Source organism: Bacteroides mucinivorans, assembly GCF_034654355.2.
In the GTDB taxonomy this organism is placed as follows: domain Bacteria; phylum Bacteroidota; class Bacteroidia; order Bacteroidales; family Bacteroidaceae; genus Bacteroides; species Bacteroides nordii.
In genome coordinates this window covers 4,072,448-4,091,982 of the sequence record NZ_CP178179.1, presented here as the reverse complement: position 1 = coordinate 4,091,982, position 19,535 = coordinate 4,072,448, and the positions used below count along the sequence as shown (strand labels likewise).

Here is a 19,535-nt window from a genome sequence, read left to right as displayed (position 1 = left end):
TATATACTCTTTTATATGGTTGGGTCATTCTCAAATCATTTTTTCTACCTGATAGTTATTACGTTCCGGAGCATTGCGGGAGATCAGCTCACCCAGAAATCCTGCCAGGAATAACTGTGTTCCTATTATCATAGCTGTAAGGGATAGATAGAAATACGGAGAGTCCGTTACCAATCTATAGGCCATTCCGTTATGCATGTGATACAGTTTGGTAGCTCCTACTATTACAACGGATATAAATCCGAAGATAAACATTAACGAGCCCAGCAATCCGAAGAAATGCATTGGTTTTACTCCGAAAGTAGAAAGAAACCAGAGAGAAATCAAATCCAGGTATCCGTTAAAGAAACGATTCAGACCGCCAAACTTCGTTTTACCGAATTTACGTGCCTGGTGTTGTACCACCTTCTCGCCGATTTTCTTAAATCCGGCATTCTTAGCCAGATAAGGGATATAACGGTGCATTTCGCCGTATACTTCGATATTCTTCACTACAGCCTGGCGATAGGCTTTCAATCCACAGTTGAAATCGTGTAAGTTTTTGATGCCCGATACTTTACGTGCTGTAGCATTGAATAATTTAGTAGGGAGTGTTTTGGAAAGCGGATCATATCTCTTTTGCTTCCATCCCGAAACAAGATCATACCCCTCTTCCGTAATCATACGGTAGAGTTCCGGTATTTCGTCCGGACTGTCTTGCAAATCTGCATCCATAGTAATGACCACATCGCCTTCTGCCTGTTTGAATCCACAGTATAAAGCCGGTGATTTACCGTAATTGCGACGGAATTTAATTCCTTTTACAATCGGTGACTGAGCTTTGAGTTGCTCTATAATTTCCCATGAACGATCTGTACTGCCATCATTGACAAAAATAACTTCGTATGAGAAGCCGTTGGCTTTCATTACCCGTTCAATCCAGGCAAACAGTTCGGGAAGTGATTCTTCTTCGTTGAACAAAGGGATGACTACAGATATATCCATTTTTATTATGAATTTATGATTTATGAATTATTCTCTGTTTCGTTTCATTACAAACAATGCTGTAGGAATAGCAAGTAAGCTACCGGCAAAGACATTCCATGATAAAAGTTGCATCGTGATGTCAATAGAAGATAAAGACTGAGCATTGGCCATTGCGGTTTTGAATACTTCTTTCTCTGTCTCCATTCCGGGGAGGGTAACTAACATCTGTTCCATATCATTCATGCATTGCGTGATGATAAATCCATGATCGATAAACTGGAAATAGATATAATGTGCTACTGCAACCAGTAGTGAAGCAAACATGTACATAAATAAAGTGAAAAGACATGCATGGGCAAAGCTGATTGCACCACCGCATATTTTGTTCCGATACATCTTAACATAGTGATATCCTATGAAAGGCACACCGATAGTAAGGCCCATAAACAGGAGTGAAAGAAACGGAATTGTAAAACCCAATGGGAATAAAATGAATTTCAATATCCAATATGCTCCCATGTATGTGCCAAAATGCATGGCATATTTCTGTAAGTAATTTCTGTTTTCTGTCATTTTTTAAATTAAAATAGCGCACAAAGGTACAAATAATATTGGTTGATAGGGGAGATCAGGCTGTTAAAGTTAATAAAGCCTTGAAAGTTGGGAACGATAAACTTTTTTTTGTTTGATAACTGTCTGAAAAGTAGCTGTTTGTTCCTTTTTGATAGAAAAAATGCGCGTTAGCTATTGCAAGTTAAAGAAAAAGATGTACCTTTGCAACCGCAAAACGGGTAAGTCCTATACGGCCAGCTCCCTTCGAATCCTCCAGGGCTTGATCGCAGCAAAGGTAGTTGGTTGTAGCGGCGCGATATAGTAAGCTTACCCACCCGCCTCTTTAGCTCAGTTGGCCAGAGCACGTGATTTGTAATCTCGGGGTCGTTGGTTCGAATCCGACAAGAGGCTCAAATTTAATGAAAGCATCTCGGTATCTGCCGGGGTGCTTTTCTTTTTTTAACTTTTCTCTTTCTTTTTCTTGGGAACTTCACCGGAATATAGTAAGTTTGTACTACTAATAGCAAAGAGAACCATACTATGACGCATATGAAAAAACGATTGTTACCTCTGATTGTTTCGTTTCTCCTGGTATCAGTATGTGCTTCGGCCTCCGATTGGAATAATTTCATTATCAACTACAATAAAACCCTTTATGGTAAAGGTTCTCAGACCTGGCAGATAGGTTCTTACAGCAGTAATTGGATCTATTTTGCCAATAAAAACGGTATGCTGCAATTTGATGGTAACTCCTGGAATATCTTTCCTTTGAAAAATGGTTCGGATGTTCGTTCCGTTCTGCCTTCCGTATCACAGAAAAGGATTTATGCGGGCGGAATTAATGAATTCGGTTATTTTGAACCGGGAGATGATGGCAGGTTGGTTTACACTTGTATGTCTGATTCATTGGATGCGACTTCACGGGCTATCGGCAATGTCTGGGGAATACATGAAAACGATAACATCCTCTACTTACAGGGAGATGGGAGGGTATTGAAATACCTCAATGGACAGTATACTACCATTGAAATGAATTGTAAGATAGACTGCTCCGATATGGTGAACGGAGTTTTATATATAGGTACTGATCATGGGGTGTGGGTATTGGTAGGGAATACTTTCTTTCCATTGCAGGGAGCGGAGGCATTGAAGTCCAAAAGAATCCGGAGCATTATTCCTTATAAAGACGGAGTGCTTGTTGTGACGGCTTATGATGGTTTGTTTTACTGTGATGGGCGTACTGCGGTTCCGTTTCTGACGGGTGTAGAGAGTTTCATGCGGCAGAATGAAGTGTTTTGTGCTGCCGCTTCGGGTGGTAAGATTGCATTGGGGACTATACATAAAGGGATTTTGTTGATAGATACTCAGACAAAACGGGTAAAGTTCTTTAATGAATACAATAGCTTACAGAACAATACGGTACTTTCTGTTGCTTTTGACCATTGGGGGAATCTGTGGGCGGGGTTGGATAGTGGCATTGATTATGTTTGTTTGAATTCATCGCTGACTAATCTTTATTCTTATCCCTACTCTTACGGAACCGGTTATGCGGCTTTATTGTCGGAAGATCGTCTCTATTTGGGGACAAACCGTGGATTGTACTATACTCATTATCCGGTACAGTTAACTGATAATCTGCCTGATATACATCCTGTGGCTCAATCCAGCGGACAGGTTTGGAACTTATGCCGTATAGATGATGATATTTTTTGTTTGCACGACCGGGGTGTCTTTCTGGTGGAAGGAAACAGTATGAAAAAAATAGCAGATGTGGCCGGTGCCTGGGGATGTCAACCGGTGATGGGAAAAAAGAATCTGATATACGTTGGCGTTTATGATGGCCTTTATCTGATGGAAAAAAAAGACGCCGTATGGAAGGTTGTTTGTAAAGTAGAAGGGTTGTTCGACTCTTGCCGTTTTCTTGAACAACAGTCTGCTTCTGTGTTGTGGATATGTCTTTCCGGCGAGGTTAAACGGGTAAAACTCAGTGATGATCTGTCTCGTGTGGTAGAAATTAAATCGTATAATACGAATAACGGGTTTCCTTCTGACAAAGATATATTTGTAAGTAAGGTGGATGGCCGGATTTGTTTTGCTACTCCAAAGGGAGTATACCGGTATAATGAATCGGCCGATTGTATGGAACCTTTTCAGGAAATGAACCTGCTTCTTAATGGGGTGAATCAATATTCGCGTCTGGTGCAGTACAATAATCATCTGATCAGCCTTAGTCAGCAGGAAATTTGTATTGCCAGTCTGAGAAACTATAAGAAAGGGGCTGAAACCTGTATTGTCCCTATTGAGCTCCCTTCGGTTGAATTGGTACAAGGTGCCGAAGTAATCGTCCCTGTTTCTGATTCGTTAATGATTATTCCGGATTATGATGGTTTTGCTCTGTTTAAGATCCCTTCTCATAACCAGCAAAAAGACTATAGTGACTTGATGCATATTCGCAATGTGTACCTCTCTTATCCTAAGGATTCTCTGATTTATACTGATAATTTCCTGTCAGTGAAAGGTACGCCGGAAATTGCTTATAATCAGAATGCCATCCGGTTTGAATATGGAATATCTTCATTGACACACGGAGAGGAGCTTAGCTATCAATATAGGTTGAATGACCGCAAGTGGTCTGAATATACTAATGTACAGACCAAGGAGTATAGCAATCTTCCGGAAGGAGATTATACCTTTGAAATAAAGGCGGTGTTCCGAAATGGTACTACGGCTACTGATTCTTTCTCTTTTCGAATTCTTCCTCCCTGGTATCGTACGGGAATAGCCTATTTGTGCTATTTCATGCTCTTTTTGTTGCTGATGTGGTATGTTTACAAATGGGACGATGTACGTGTGAAGCGCAAAAAACAGCAAGCGGTAGTAGAAAAAGATAAAGAACTACAGGAATTGGAGAAAGAATATGAAGAGGAAAGTGCGCGTAAGGAACGTCAGATAGTGGAACTCGAAAAAGAGAAGCTGGAGTATGAGTTAAAACATAAAAGCCAGGAAATGGCCAATCTGATGATCAATTTTGTACGTAAGAATGAGATGCTGACCGAGATAAAATCGGACTTGTTTAAAGTTGTTACAGCTTTAAAGGGGGAGGGATCAAAAGAATACAAAAAGATGCTGCTTTTAGTTAGTAATAAGATCGATTCGAATATTCAGAGCGATGAAGTATTGAAGAGGATCGAGGAACAGTTTGACCTGGTGCATAATAATTTTATGAAAAGGTTGGGTGAAAAACATCCCGATTTATCATTCAATGAACGTATGATGTGTGCCTATCTTAAAATGAACCTCTCTTCAAAAGAAATAGCCCCTTTGCTGGGTATTTCTGTCCGGGGAGTAGAAACAATACGTTATCGTCTTCGAAAGAAATTTGAGCTGGATAGAGAAGAAGGTTTGATTGATTATCTGAGCCAGAAGATTTAACTCCTGTTTGGTAAAGAGTGATGACCCGAATGAAAGAAAGCAGGGTTATCACTCTTTTTGTGTTCTGTAACATACTTGACGAAATGTATGTGCGTATTGCTATCTTGTTGAAATATAATGTATTATATTTGGTTGACGTATTCGTAACGTATTCAGTTTCTTCTATTGACGTATTTTAGACGTCTGCCTTTTTAACTTCTTAATCTGTTTATTCTCTATGTTTGCATTGTCCAAAACGGACAACGAGTTAATCTTAATTATACAAAGACTTATGAAAAAGTTATTATCAGTTTTAATTCTGTTAGGAGCTTACCTTACTGTATTTTCTCAGAACATACAGGTCACGGGTACAGTTATAGGCGGGTCGGATAGGGAGCCTTTGCCTGGAGTGAATGTAGTGGTGAAAGATGCTACTGCCAATGGTACAATAACCGATTTAGACGGTAAATTTATTCTCACTGTACCTTCTAATTCAATTCTTTCTGTTTCTTATATCGGCTATAAATCACAGGATATTCCGGTGAAAGGGAATAAGATACTTCACGTGGTGCTGGAAGAGGATGCAGCAGCGTTGGAGGAAGTAGTGGTTGTGGGATATGGGGTTCAAAAGAAAGCCAATCTGACGGGTGCCGTTACTTCTATAAAGAGCGATGAGCTATTGAAGGCAAAGTCTGCCAACTCTACCAATGCTCTGGTAGGACAGATGCCGGGACTTATATCCAAGCAGGCTACCGGTGAACCGGGAGCAGATGATGCCTCATTGTATGTACGTGGTATTGCTACTTTTCAGGGAGAGACTTCTCCTGCTTTTATTATCGATGGTATGGAACGTTCTTCTGCCGACTTTGCACGTATGGATCCCAATGACATTGAATCTATCAATGTGTTGAAGGATGCTGCTTCTGCTGCCATCTTCGGTATGCGTGGTGCCAATGGTGTAGTGGTAATCACTACTAAACGCGGAACACAGGATAAGACAAGTATTAAATATTCCGGAAATGTATCTATACAGTCGCCAACCAAACTGCCGGAGTTTGCCAACTCTTATGACTATGCCCGTTTATATAATACCTATACGGGAAAGGAGATCTATAATGGTGACGAACTGGCGAAGTTCAGAGATGGTACCGACCCGGAAAAGTATCCGAATACAGACTGGTATAAAGAGATGTTGTCTCAACGTGCTATTCAGCACCAGCACAATTTATCCGTATCCGGAGGTACGGAGAAAGTACGCTATTATGTAAGTGCCGGTTTCCTTAGCCAGGGCGGACTTTGGGAAGATCTGGATTATAAGCGTTACAATTTGCGTAGCAATATTGATGCTACTATTACAAATACGACCCGTTTGGGAGTTGATATTTCCGGTCGTGTAGAGAACACCTTGAATGTAGGTGCAAGCCAGGGTATTTTCCAGCAATTGGTGCGTAACACTCCTGTGCTGTTGTGTCGCTATCCTGATGGTACATTTGCTGTGCCCGATGCAACTCATCCCAATATTGTGGCTTCCAATCAGCCGGGTGGAAGTTATAGCAAAGGAAATACATTTGTAGTAGATGCACGTGTAGAACTGGACCAGAAACTCGATTTCATAACTTCCGGTCTGTCTGTAAAAGGAACTGCTTCTTTCAGCAAGAATGTATATAAAAACAAATCATGGAATGTATCTCCTTATGTTTACTCTAAGGATGCAGATGGAGCCTATGTTTTGAAACCACGTTCAAGTGCCAGCTTGGGATTGACGCAAAACGGTGATGAATACCAGGAATACCAATTGCAGTTGAACTACCACCGTTCTTTCGGCAATCACAATATCACTGCAATGGCTATGGCTTTGGCAAGAAAGGGGGTCATTGAAAGATCGGAAATGAATCGTATCTCTTTTGATTCGGAAATTCTGGATCAGATGAATGCCGGAAATACAGCCAATCAGTCATTGAATGCCTATGACAGTAAAACAGCCCGTGCCAGCTATATGGGGCGTATCAACTACAATTATGCCCAAAAGTATTTGGTAGAGTTTAACCTGCGTCGTGACGCGTCCGAAAACTTTGCTCCCAACAAGAGATGGGGTACGTTTGCTTCTGCCTCTTTGGGATGGGTACTTTCGGAAGAGAAATTCTTTCAGAATCTGAAGAATACGGTTAATTTCCTGAAGGTGAGAGCTTCTTACGGTACACTGGGTAATGATAATACAGGAGGTGTAATTTTCCCCTTCTACAGCCGTTTTGATCTATATTCCGGTAACAATGCAAGCAATGGGTTTACCAATAATTTAGGAGACTATATTTTCGGAACATTGCTTACCAAAGGAATGCTGCCCGGACCTATTGCCAACTCACTGGCTACCTGGGAAAAGTCGACCAAGACGAATGTGGCGGTAGATGCTACTTTGTTTAACCGTCTTAATCTGACAGTTGATTTCTTTATGGAAAAACGAATAGATATTCTTGCCCAGCGTGGTGCCGAAGTGCCTTCTTCATTCGGTGGAATATTACCGCTTGAGAATTTAGGAGAGGTGAAAAACAAAGGAGTCGATTTATCACTTAATTATCATCAGAGAATACAGCAGGTCGATTTCTCATTGGGCGGTAACTTTACCTTTGCCCGGAATGAGATTGTAGAAATGGCAGAAGCAGCCGGAACATCCAAGTATATGCGTAAAACGGGCAGACCCATCAATGGTTACTATGGGTATAAAACAGATGGTATCTTTAAGTCTCAGGAAGAAATAGATGCTTATCCAAAGCAGGAAGTGGCAGGTACAGGGTATGTGACTAAGCCGGGAGATATTAAATATGTGGATGTTGACGGCAATGGCGTGGTAGATTCTAACGATATGACTTATTTGGGAAATGGAAATATTCCTGAGATAATCTATGGTATAAATGGTTCGTTGAACTGGAAGAATCTTGATTTCAGTTTCTTATTCCAGGGAGCTGCCCGTACACAGGTTTATCTGAAGGGTGGTGTGATACAACCTTATTTCAATCAGGGTAATCTTCCGCAGCTTTGGGTAAACGAGAGTTGGACCGAACAGAATGTAAATGCGAAATATCCTCGTTTGGCAGAATCTACTCATAACTTCCCGACTACGGATATCAGCGCTGTTCAGACCTACCTCTATGATGCTTCTTATTTTCGTTTGAAGAATATTGAAATAGGATATACGCTTCCTTCCAGATGGTTGCGGTCTGCGGCAATAACCGGATTGCGTGTCTATGTGAATGCGCAGAACCTGTTTACCATTTCCGATGTTCCGCAAATTGACCCGGAAAACACTCAACAGGAAGGATGGACATATCCGCAAATGAAGGCGTTTAATGTAGGACTTACTCTTCAGTTTTAACTTTAAAGAATGATACGATTATGAAAAAGAATAGAAATTTATTAATAACGATATTGGTGGTTCTTGCGTCCGGATGTTCGGATATGCTGGATATAAAACCTACTACTTTTATCTCTGATGAAGCTATCTGGGAAGACAAGAATCTGATTAATCAGTTTGTAGCAAATACATACGGTTCTATGTTGTGCGGGTTCAACAGGTGTACGGCTGGTTACGAGCAGGACTGGTCCATGTCGTGGGCTGGGAATCTGGATGCTGCTACTGACGACTTTGCCAGTGTTAGCGATGGCCCTATCTATACGCAACTCAATAAAGATGCAATCACTGCCCAGAGTTGTCCCTTTGTAGAGGAGATCTGGAACCAGGAGTATAAAGTGATACGCAAGTGTAATATCATCATCGAGCGTGCTCCCGGTGTTGAAGAACGAATCTTATCGGCTACCGAGAAAAAGAGAGTAGAAGCAGAAGCTCGTTTTCTGAGAGCTTTCTGTCACTTTGAATTGGCACGTACTTTTGGTAAAGCACCTTTGATTGTGAAAGCACAAAGCCTTACGGATGAGTTGCAAGTGGCTCCCTCTTCGTTTGCCGATATTGTGAAGTTTGTGAAAGAGGAGTGTGATTTGTATGCTGATAATTTACCTCTCAGTTATTCGGATGATGAGGCCGGACATGCAACAAAAGGTGCTTTTCTGGCACTTAAATCGCGTGCTTTGTTGTATCTGGCAAGCCCTCTGAATAGTTCCGATGACTCCCGGAAGTGGGCCGATGCAGCTCAGGCAGCTCAGGATGTGATGGATCTGGATATATACAAACTGTATAAACTGACGGATACTCCTTACCGTTCTATGGCATTTGATAAAACAGCTGCCAATAAAGAGGTCATTTTTGAACGTCGTTTCACTTTCCCCGAAGCTCCTCACAATATTCATATGATGTGGAGTCTGGACGCTGTGGATGCCGGCTCATGGAACGGATTGTATCCTACCCAAAATCTGGTAGATGCTTATGAAACGGTGAATGGAAAGTTAACAACAGACCCAACCAATACAATGTATAATAAGCAGGATCCGTATACAAACCGGGATGCACGTTTTTACCAAAGTATTATCTATAATGGTTCCATCTGGGAAACTCACCGGATGTCTATGGTGACCAATACGGTTGATCCTTCCAAGAACGGTTCATGCAAGCCTCAATTGGGTAAGGCGCGTTGCGGCTATGGTCCTAAGAAGTTTATAGAAGAACTTGATCCTTCTACCAACCTGTACGGAGGATATGCTCAAAGTAATAATTGGCCATATATACGCTATGCAGAGGTTTTGCTGAATTATGCCGAAGCAAAGAATGAAGAGTTGGCTGCCCCCGATCCAAGTGTCTATCTGGCAATCAATGAAGTTCGTTCCCGTTCCGGACAACCGGATTTGCCTTCGGGATTGTCGAAAATAGAGATGCGTGAAAGAATTAAGAATGAGCGCAGAATTGAACTCCTTTTAGAGGAGCACCGCTTCTATGATCTGCGTCGTTGGAAAGATGGCGACGTACTGGCCGAACCGATTATGGGTATGAATATATATGATGACAATGTCACATTGCGATATGAAGTGTCTAAGGTGGAAGACCGCATTTTCAATGGTACACACTATTACTTGCCCATTCCGCTTAAAGAACAGGAAAAGAACCCGTTATTGAAAGATTAATATATGAATGTGAAATTATTGGTATTGCTGACTATAGTAGTGGCTGCCGGTACAGCTTGTACCGAACGTCCGGTTGCGAAGTCTGTAGTGGATAGTGCATTTGTACCCAAAGAGTATAAATTGATTTGGAATGACGAGTTCGATTCTGCAGATCGTTCTTTGCCGGATACTTTAAAGTGGAAATACGAAGTTGGTGGTGGAGGTTGGGGGAATGCCGAACTGCAATATTACGTTCCTGCTGTTTATGAAACGGATACGGTGGCTTACCTGGATGGAGGTATATTGCATATTAAAGCGTTAATACCTGATAAACCGGTTGAGGGATACAATTATTTATCTGCACGGATGAATACTGCTCAAAGCTGGAAGTATGGTTATTTTGAAGCCCGGATGAAGTTGCCGGAAGGAGTTGGCACCTGGCCTGCTTTCTGGATGTTGCCCGAAGATTTTAAGAATTGGCCGCTGGATGGTGAGATAGATATAATGGAACATGTGGGGAGTCATCCCGATTCTATTCATATATCTGCTCATACAGAGCGATACAATCACAGTATCGGAACACAGCAAACTTCTATTACGGTTATTGACAGGGCACAAGATGATTTTCACGTATATGGACTGGAGTGGACACCACAGGAGATCAAAGGTTATATTGACGGTGTGCTTCGTTTCCGGTTTCAGAATGACGGAACCGGTAATAAAGAGACCTGGCCATTTGATGTTCCGTTTTATGTGAAATTGAACCAGGCTGTCGGTGGAGGAATGGGAGGAACAAAAGGGGTAGATAATACTTGTTATCCGGCAATATTCCAGATTGATTACGTTCGTGTTTATCAAAAGAATTAATATCTTTAGGGGCATTTGAAAGCTTACATTGGTAAAGCCGAAAGATGTCCCTAATTCTCAATGTAATAGGTAGATAATAATGAAAAAACTTTTAATTTGTGGTTGTGTTTTGGGGAGCTTTCTATTAGGTGGTTGCTCTGCTCCGTCCGGAATTGAGATAAAGAAGTCCGGAGAAGGTTTTAAGCTTTATATTGACGGAGTGGATACATCTATTAAAGGTGTAGGCGGAACCTATCGACTGGACGTTGCTAACCAGAATGGAGCCAATGCTTTCAGAACCTGGGGTGGAGATGTAGAAACAGTTAGAAAAGATCTGGCTTTAGCTGCGGAAAATAAGATGTATGTAATGCAGGGGATAGCAATGACGAAAGATTCGGCACTCTATTATGATGATGCGTACAAAGATAAACTGCGTCAGGAAGTGCGCCTCCTGGCAGAGACTTTCAAAAATGACACTTGTCTGTTGGCCTGGGGAATTGGAAATGAGATCGATCTGGGTAATGCTAATGTAGGTGCTGCGTGGAGTTTCGTGGAAGAGTTGGCACAGATCATTAAATCAATTGACAAGCGCCATCTGGTATCTACAGTTATAGCACACAATTCCGCTGCTCTTGACTCTATTGCTAAATTTGCCCCTACGCTTGATTATGTAGGTATCAATACGTATGGTCCGATTGGTGAAATAAAGGAGATGGTAGACCAATCTGCTTATAAAGGTCCTTTTATGGTGACGGAATGGGGGCCAACCGGATGGTGGGAAACTGCTTCTACAGACTGGAAGGCACCTATCGAGCAAACAAGCGAAGAAAAAAGACAGGTGTACGAAGAACGTTATACCCGCTATATTCTTGCAAATGAGCGTTGTCTGGGTTCTTTTGTTTTTCTATGGGGGCAGAAGGAAGAACGTACTCCCACCTGGTTCAGTATGTTTGTAGAAGACAATGTAGAGGGATTGCCGCTGCGTGGCGAAAAGACTCCTATGGTAGAGGCTATGCAGAGGGGCTGGACCGGAAAAGAACTGACGGAAACGGCTCCTGTGGTTGAGGCTATGACTATAAACGGAATGCATGCCATCAACAGTGTTCGCGTCAAAGCCGGAACTGCGTTCAAAGCTCATGTAGCCGTCGCAGATAAAGAAAACGATCAGTTGACTTATGTATGGGAAATATTGAAAGAAGCCACCGAACTTGGCTTCGGTGGTTCTTTTGAACCGCGTCCGGAAAGAGTGGGAGAGGTGAATACTTCGGATACCGCAACTTATGAAACGATTGTTGAAACTCCTGGTGAATATAGATTGTATGTATATGTGCTGGATAATACGGGATTCGTATCTACAGTGAATGTTCCATTTCAAGTATATAAATAAGTATGAAAACAACTAAATTTCTCTCTGCCTGTCTCTTATTACTTCCTTTTATGTCGTGTACACAGGTATCCGACACCAAAGACAAAGCTGTTGAGAACAAGGTAGAAAAACTGCTTTCTAAGATGACGTTGGAGGAGAAGATCGGTCAGATGAACCAGATCAGCTCTTTCGGCAACATTGAAGAAATGAGTGTGTTGATTAAAAAAGGTGAGATAGGCTCTATTTTGAATGAGATAGATCCGGTCCGTGTCAATGCTTTGCAGCGCGTGGCGGTGGAAGAATCCCGCCTGGGAATTCCGCTGTTGATAGCCCGTGATGTTATTCATGGGTTTAAGACTATTTTTCCTATCCCTTTGGGGCAGGCTGCCACTTTTGATCCTTCTGTGGCAGAAGAAGGTGCGCGTGTGGCAGCTGTTGAGGCATCCTCTGTGGGGATTCGCTGGACGTTTGCCCCGATGATTGACATTGCCCGTGATCCGCGCTGGGGACGCATTGCCGAGGGTTGTGGAGAAGATACTTATCTGACTTCTGTTATGGGTGCTGCTATGGTTAAGGGATTTCAAGGTGATTCATTAAGCAGCTCTTCCTCCATTGCTGCTTGTCCGAAACATTTTGTGGGATACGGTGCTGCCGAAGGCGGACTTGATTATAACTCTACGTTTATTCCCGAACGCCGTTTACGTAATGTATATCTGCCTCCGTTTGAAGCTGCTGCCAATGCCGGTGCTGCCACTTTCATGACTTCGTTCAATGATAATGACGGGATTCCGGCTACCGGGAATGGCTTTATTCTGAAAGATGTACTTCGTAAAGAATGGGGATTTGACGGTATTGTAGTGACGGACTGGGCTTCTGCTAAGGAGATGATCCCTCACGGTTTTGCTGCCGATGACAAAGAAGCTGCCCTAAAAGCGGTGAATGCAGGTGTGGATATGGAAATGGTCAGTTACACATTTGTTAATAAATTGCCCGAACTGGTCAAAGAAGGTAAGGTGAAAGAAGAAACCATAAATGAAGCCGTCCGTAATATTTTGCGTATCAAGTATCGTCTTGGATTATTTGACCATCCGTATGTAGACGAAAAACAGCCTTCTGTGATGTATGCCGATGCTCATTTGGCGGCTGCCAAACGTGCTGCTGTGGAGTCGGCCATTCTGTTGAAGAACGACAAACGGATACTTCCTTTGAAAGAAACAGTACGTACTGTGGCTGTTGTGGGACCTTTGGCTGATGCTCCTTACGAGCAGATGGGAACTTGGGTTTTTGACGGAGATAAGGCACATACGAAAACGCCGTTGGCTGCTATCAAAGAGATGTATGGCGATAAAGTACAGGTGATTTTTGAACCGGGACTGGCTTACAGCCGGGATAACAAGACATCTGGTATTAGTAAGGCTGTTGCAGCGGCTGTCCGTGCTGATGTAGTTCTGGCATTTGTAGGAGAGGAGTCTATCCTTTCCGGTGAAGCGCACTGTCTGGCCGATTTGAATCTGCAAGGTGCTCAGTCCGAATTGATTGCTGCTTTAGCTAAAACCGGGAAACCGGTAGTGACGGTAGTAATGGCAGGCCGTCCGTTGACGATTGGCAAAGAGGCGGATCTCTCTGCAGCAGTACTTTATTCGTTTCATCCGGGTACAATGGGAGGCCCTGCGATTGCTGATCTTTTGTTCGGCAAAGAAGTGCCGAGTGGTAAAACTCCCGTTACTTTCCCGAAGATGGTGGGACAGATTCCGGCCTATTATTCACATAACAATTCCGGCCGGCCGGCTACGCGCAACGAAACCCTGTTGAAAGATATTCCGGTAGAAGCCGGACAGACTTCATTAGGGTGTACCTCTTTCTATATGGATGCCGGTTTTGATCCGCTCTATCCGTTTGGATATGGACTGTCTTATACTACATTTAAGTATGGTGATGTGAAACTTTCTGCTGATGAACTGAAAAAGAATGATGTACTGACTGTTACCTTCGATCTGGAAAATACGGGTGATTACGAAGGTACGGAGGTAGCTCAGCTGTATGTACGGGATAAGGTGGGTTCTGTAACCCGTCCGGTGAAGGAGTTGAAGCGCTTTACCCGCGTCACTTTAAAGCCGGGTGAAAAGAAGACGGTGACATTTGAACTACCGGTGAGCGAGTTGGCTTTCTATAATATAAATATGGAAAAAGTGGTTGAACCCGGAGATTTCGGACTTTGGGTAGCAACGGATAGCCAAAGTGGAAATGAAGTTTCATTTAAGGTAGCCGATTGATTATTCAATCAGAGGGTTAAAATAGGAGAGGGGGACAGGCCATCACGGCTTATCCCCCTCTTAACTATTATAAACAGCTTTAATTATTTCAATAGTTTATATCCATATACGGCACGATCGCCAAGTTCTTCTTCAATACGAAGAAGCTGGTTGTATTTTGCCATGCGGTCTGAACGGCTCAGTGAACCGGTTTTGATTTGTCCGCTGTTGGTAGCTACTGCAATATCAGCGATGGTAGCATCTTCTGTTTCACCGGAACGGTGAGAGGTTACTGTTGTATAACCATGACGATGTGCCATTTCGATAGCATTCAGCGTTTCTGTCAACGAACCAATCTGGTTTACTTTAATCAGGATAGAGTTGGCACAACCCTTTTCAATACCCATGGCAAGGAAGTCAACGTTGGTCACAAACAAGTCGTCACCTACCAACTGACAACGGTCGCCGATACGTTCGGTCAGCTTCTTCCAGCCTTCCCAGTCGTTTTCACTCATACCGTCTTCGATAGAGTCAATCGGATATTCGTTGATTAGTTTTTCCAGATAGTCTATCTGTTCGTCAGCGGTACGTTTCTTACCTTTGGCACCTTCAAACTTGGTATAGTCGTAAATGCCGTCACGATAGAATTCGGAAGAAGCGCAGTCCATACCGATCATCACATCCTTACCCGGTTCGTATCCGGCAGCTTTAATAGCTGCGAGAATAGAGTTCAGAGCATCTTCAGTGCCTTCAAGGTTAGGAGCAAAGCCACCTTCATCACCGACCGCCGTGCTAAGACCACGATCTTTCAATACTTTTTTCAGGGCATGGAATACTTCGGCACCCATACGCAAACCTTCTTTGAAAGATTTGGCACCTACCGGACGAATCATAAATTCCTGGAAAGCAATCGGGGCATCACTATGAGAACCACCGTTGATGATATTCATCATCGGGACAGGCAGTACATAAGTGTTAGTTCCGCCGATATATCTGTAAAGAGGAATGTCGAGATATGCAGCGGCTGCTTTGGCTACGGCAAGTGATACACCCAGAATGGCGTTAGCACCCAGGTTTGCTTTGGTTTTCGTACCGTCAAGAGCCAGCATTGCGTGGTCAATACCCATTTGGTCGAGAGCTGACATGCCAATAAGATGCGGAGCAATAATATTGTTCACGTTTTCTACAGCTTTCAGCACACCTTTTCCTCCGTAGCGTTTTTTGTCACCGTCACGCAGTTCCAATGCTTCGTGCTCACCGGTTGATGCACCCGATGGAACGGATGCACGTCCCATGATACCTGATTCTAATACTACGTCTACTTCTACTGTGGGATTGCCTCTGGAATCGAGGATTTCGCGTCCTGTAATTTTTTCTATTTTCATTGTTTCTCTATATTTTTTAGATACTTGCAAATATACTCACTTCATGGAGAACAGAGAATCCCTATAAATAGGTATTCTAATGTAAAGCTGCTCCCCATAATTAGCCAGTAACTTTACTTTTATTAATTAACAAAGAAGTAATTGGTTTTGTTTCATCCGGATAGGTGAATAAAAGTTTAATTTTATGTAGATCAATACTGATCGAAAGGACCTTGTATCATAAAAGCATGGCGCAAGTTCATTTAAGGCTGTGTTCATCTGCATTTCCATTCATCTACCATTGCCTGATGCGTCTCCTTGTGCGGGAAGCATGCTGTTGTCCGGTGTTGTATTTTGCCTTTCTTAGAAAGGAACGTTTCTTTTCCCGGTGTATAGTCTTGTTTTACATGTACATCTAAAACGGTACGAGATGCACATGTCGTACTGCTCCACATGCACATGTCGTACTGCTTTACATGTACATCTAAAACAACGTTGTACACCGAGGCTTCTTACGTTCCTCTATAAGATAGAACTTTATCAATACCGGAGAAGGAAATAGAGAGCAACGGCAGAGACTATTAAGCTCAAAGCCATACAGTATTTCACCACAGAGGTAGCAGAGGACACAGAGTTTAAATCTTTATTGAAACGCAGATGATCGCAGATTTTCGCAAAGAGAAACAAATGTATGATAAAGAGCTATAGTCTTTTAATCTGCGTTTATCTGCGATCATCCGCGTTTCATCAGAGAAAATAATATCTCTGTGCTCTCCGTGTCCTCCGTGGTGAACTGCTTCATTTCCATACGATGTAGGATAAATCTCTTACGCCTAATCTTCAATAACAACTCCTAACATGGGAAGCAAATCCATCGCTTGCAATGAATTAACGATAACACCTCGCAGATCGCTGATGTTTAGTACGATTCCACTGATGCGTGAAGTACGAAGATCGATACTTCGTAACGAAGTGTGAGAGAAATCTGCCTCCACCAAATCGCAATTATCAAAAGCTACAGATGATAACCGGCAATCGTTGAGACTACCATTTCTAAAATGACAACCGGAAAAGCGAACTTGGTTCATTTTGCTCATGGCAACATTAATATAAGCTGCGTTACATTCGCGGAATGAGACATGATTGAGGGTGGTTTCAGAGAGATTAGTCCCTACCAGTTTACAAGAAATAAATTCTACCCGGTAAAGAGAACTTTCGGCAAAAGAGATATTGGATAAGTCGCAATTCTCAAAACGTACATCGGTGAGTTGGGCTGATTTTAGTTGACAATCTCTGAAAGTGAGACCACTGAATGTGCACTCTTTAATAGTCCGATAAGGAGTATGAATGAATTCTTCGTTATTTTTATTAAACGAGAGGCTGGATACCGTCTCCTCTTGCTCTAATAAGTCTTTTAAAGTTTTCAAGCTCTCTTCCTGCTCTTCGATCATGGGAGCAGCGATACGAACTATTTGAGGTTTATTATTCCGGGGTTGTTTCATTATATATTACGGTATTTGTAGTGGCTTTAGTTATAATGTGTTTTTGTTGATTTTATCCCAGTAGCTTTCCTGCTGCTCCTCCGGCCATTACCGCTACTAATCCCAATCCAATACTCAATAAGGCATAAAGCAGAAATGTGCTGTAAAACTCTCCTCTCAGCAGACTTAATCCGTCGTTGGAAAAGGTGGAAAAAGTGGTAAATCCTCCGCACAGTCCTGTGGTGAGAAATAATCTCATTTCCATAGACAGATTCCAGCGCTCGGATACTGAGTAGAATAAACCGATCAGAAAACTACCGGCAATATTTACGATAAAAGTTCCCCACGAGAAAGGAAAACCTATACCGGACATCCGTTCGTTAATGCTGATTTGTGCCAGATAGCGAAGCACACTTCCTACGCCACCTCCGATAAATATATAAACGATCTCTTTCATTCTTTTTGTGCTAATCGGGGCAAAAATAGTATTAATCAGAAGCAGAAACAAATTTATTTGTGTAATGTTGAGGTACAGCTTGTTTTAGAGAAGTGAAGGTGGTAGATTTTAGTGGATTTTATGTACTTTTGAACACTAAAGTAAAAATGTCGGATAATGAAAAGATTTTTTTTAGTAATGATATCGTTCTTCTATTGTGCCCTTGTAGCATTGGCTGGCAAAGGAGTGGATTCCGTTCTTGTCCGCTTGGATAAGATAATGGGGCAACAGGAAATATATATGAAACAGAAAGAAGAACGTATAGATAGTTTGAAGCGACTTTTACATTATCCTTCTCTTACGTTGCGGCAACAGTTTATCCTCAATAAGGAACTGGGAACTGAATACGAACTCTTTGTTTCAGACTCTGCCATGAAATATTTTGATAATAGCTTGCTGATAGCCGATTCTTTACGCAGTATCGCGTTGGCTGATGACGTTCGTCTTTGTCAGACATCTGTATTGTCTATTTCCGGGATGTACAAGGAAGCATGGGAAACGCTGTATGGTATCAATCGTGCTACGTTGCCGGATAGTTTACTTCCTGCTTTTTATAATTGTGGGCGTCAGCTATATTCTTTTCTTGTTAATTACTCTCATAACAGCCCCTATGCAACGGACTATATCAGGCGACAAAATGTATACCGGGATTCCTTACTCGCCGTGCTTTCACCGGCTTTACCGGAATATCGTCTTTACGAAGCCGAACGTTTTATAGCTAATCAACAGTTTAGTCATGCCAAAAAAGTGCTGTTGGGATTACTGCATGATCAACCCGAAACTTCTAATATCTATGCCCGTGCTGCTTTTTCACTGGCTCATTTGTATAAAGATGAAAAACATACAGATGCATATGAGAGATATCTGGCGTTATCTGCTATTTCGGATATAAAAGCATCAGTCAAGGAGAATGCTGCTTTGTCCAATCTGGCTTTTGTTCTTTATGAACGGGGAGATGTATCCCGCGCATATCGTTATATAAAGCGTTCGCTTGAGGATGCTATTTTCTGTAATGCCCGTTTGCGTACCATTGAGATATCAGGTGTTCTTCCTGTGATTGAGGGGGCTTATAAGCAACAGATAGAACGGCAGCGCCATCAATTGATCTTTTTTCTGATTGTAGTCAGTATACTTTCTGTCTTTCTGATTGTTTCTGTAATCTTAATATATAAACAAATGAAAAAATTGTCCGTTACTCAACGAAACCTGAAACAGGCAAATCACATCAAAGAGGAATATATCGGCCATTTTCTTAATCTTTGCTCTATTTATATCGAAAAGCTGGATCGTTTTCGGAGTACTGTGAACAGGAAGATCACAGCAGGACAATCAGAGGAATTATTAAAGCTAACCAAGTCTTCACAGTTTGCAGGAGTAGAGCAGAAAGAGTTTTATGCTAATTTTGACAATGCTTTTCTGCATCTGTATCCCAACTTTGTGGCAGAGTTCAATGAACTGTTACAGCCCGAAGAACGTTTCGTTCTTAAAACCGGCGAATTGCTGAATACCGAGTTACGCATTTTTGCCATTATTCGTTTGGGGATTGATGACAGTTCCAAGATTGCTAATTTTCTGCACTATTCAATCAATACCATCTATACCTATCGGAATAAAGTCAAGAATAAAGCCATTAACCGGGACAAATTTGAAGAAGAAATCCTCAAAATAGGAGCGGTAGAGTGAATACCCATTTATATTTTCTGTTTTTAATCTTCTGATTATCTCATTAATAATAAGAAACTTATGCAAACGTTT

At 42.1% G+C, this 19,535-nt stretch carries 12 protein-coding genes and 1 tRNA gene; 8 read left to right on the top strand and 5 right to left on the bottom strand.

The annotated features are described in order from the left end of the window. Positions 1 to 30 precede the first annotated feature (30 nt). Together VCM39_RS15610 and VCM39_RS15605 are read right to left on the bottom strand one after the other, a co-directional pair. Positions 31 to 984 carry a glycosyltransferase family 2 protein gene (locus VCM39_RS15610; RefSeq protein ID WP_002562033.1) on the bottom strand — a complete coding sequence of 318 codons (954 nt, stop codon included), beginning with the start codon at positions 982 to 984 and terminating at the stop codon, positions 31 to 33. A 27-nt stretch (positions 985 to 1,011) separates the two neighbouring features. Beyond that, on the bottom strand, positions 1,012 to 1,539 hold the full coding sequence (locus VCM39_RS15605) for a DUF4199 domain-containing protein (RefSeq protein WP_289290967.1): 528 nt from the start codon (positions 1,537 to 1,539) through the stop codon (positions 1,012 to 1,014). A gap of 316 nt (positions 1,540 to 1,855) precedes the next feature. On the opposite strand from VCM39_RS15605, the gene VCM39_RS15600 reads away from it, so the two are divergent. The 7 genes from VCM39_RS15600 to bglX all read left to right on the top strand — a co-directional run bounded on the left by VCM39_RS15600 (position 1,856) and on the right by bglX (position 14,460). Continuing rightward, positions 1,856 to 1,929 (top strand) — tRNA-Thr (locus VCM39_RS15600). A gap of 129 nt (positions 1,930 to 2,058) precedes the next feature. Continuing rightward, positions 2,059 to 4,950 (top strand): triple tyrosine motif-containing protein, encoded by a 2,892-nt coding sequence (locus tag VCM39_RS15595; protein WP_323673982.1) that lies wholly within the window; start codon positions 2,059 to 2,061, stop codon positions 4,948 to 4,950. 217 nt (positions 4,951 to 5,167) lie between these two features. Then, the gene (locus VCM39_RS15590) at positions 5,168 to 8,299 is read left to right on the top strand and encodes a SusC/RagA family TonB-linked outer membrane protein (RefSeq protein ID WP_407934701.1); all 3,132 of its coding nucleotides are present in this window, start codon (positions 5,168 to 5,170) and stop codon (positions 8,297 to 8,299) included. 20 nt (positions 8,300 to 8,319) lie between these two features. Then, positions 8,320 to 9,996, top strand: coding sequence for a RagB/SusD family nutrient uptake outer membrane protein (locus tag VCM39_RS15585; RefSeq protein WP_322932888.1), 1,677 nt, complete (start codon positions 8,320 to 8,322; stop codon positions 9,994 to 9,996). A 3-nt stretch (positions 9,997 to 9,999) separates the two neighbouring features. Then, positions 10,000 to 10,842, top strand: a complete 843-nt coding sequence (locus tag VCM39_RS15580; RefSeq protein WP_221648606.1) for a family 16 glycosylhydrolase — start codon at positions 10,000 to 10,002, stop codon at positions 10,840 to 10,842. Between the two features lie 79 nt (positions 10,843 to 10,921). After that, complete coding sequence (locus tag VCM39_RS15575) at positions 10,922 to 12,208, top strand: hypothetical protein (protein ID WP_322932889.1); 1,287 nt, start codon at positions 10,922 to 10,924, stop codon at positions 12,206 to 12,208. 2 nt (positions 12,209 to 12,210) lie between these two features. Beyond that, the gene (bglX, locus tag VCM39_RS15570) at positions 12,211 to 14,460 is read left to right on the top strand and encodes a beta-glucosidase BglX (protein ID WP_322932890.1); all 2,250 of its coding nucleotides are present in this window, start codon (positions 12,211 to 12,213) and stop codon (positions 14,458 to 14,460) included. An 83-nt stretch (positions 14,461 to 14,543) separates the two neighbouring features. On the opposite strand, the gene eno is transcribed toward bglX, so the two are convergent. The 3 genes from eno to crcB form a co-directional block, all read right to left on the bottom strand. Continuing rightward, a complete protein-coding gene (gene eno / locus VCM39_RS15565) occupies positions 14,544 to 15,824 on the bottom strand; it encodes a phosphopyruvate hydratase (protein ID WP_195449890.1) in 1,281 nt (426 codons plus the stop codon). 812 nt (positions 15,825 to 16,636) lie between these two features. Continuing rightward, positions 16,637 to 17,305 (bottom strand): pentapeptide repeat-containing protein, encoded by a 669-nt coding sequence (locus tag VCM39_RS15560; protein WP_221648603.1) that lies wholly within the window; start codon positions 17,303 to 17,305, stop codon positions 16,637 to 16,639. Positions 17,306 to 17,357: 52 nt separating this feature from the next. After that, positions 17,358 to 17,741 carry a fluoride efflux transporter CrcB gene (gene crcB, locus VCM39_RS15555; RefSeq protein ID WP_289290846.1) on the bottom strand — a complete coding sequence of 128 codons (384 nt, stop codon included), beginning with the start codon at positions 17,739 to 17,741 and terminating at the stop codon, positions 17,358 to 17,360. Positions 17,742 to 17,897: 156 nt separating this feature from the next. Here crcB and VCM39_RS15550 point away from each other — a divergent pair, with 156 nt between their 5' ends. Continuing rightward, the gene (locus tag VCM39_RS15550; protein ID WP_322932891.1) at positions 17,898 to 19,463 is read left to right on the top strand and encodes a DUF6377 domain-containing protein; all 1,566 of its coding nucleotides are present in this window, start codon (positions 17,898 to 17,900) and stop codon (positions 19,461 to 19,463) included. The last annotated feature ends 72 nt before the right edge of the window (positions 19,464 to 19,535 follow it).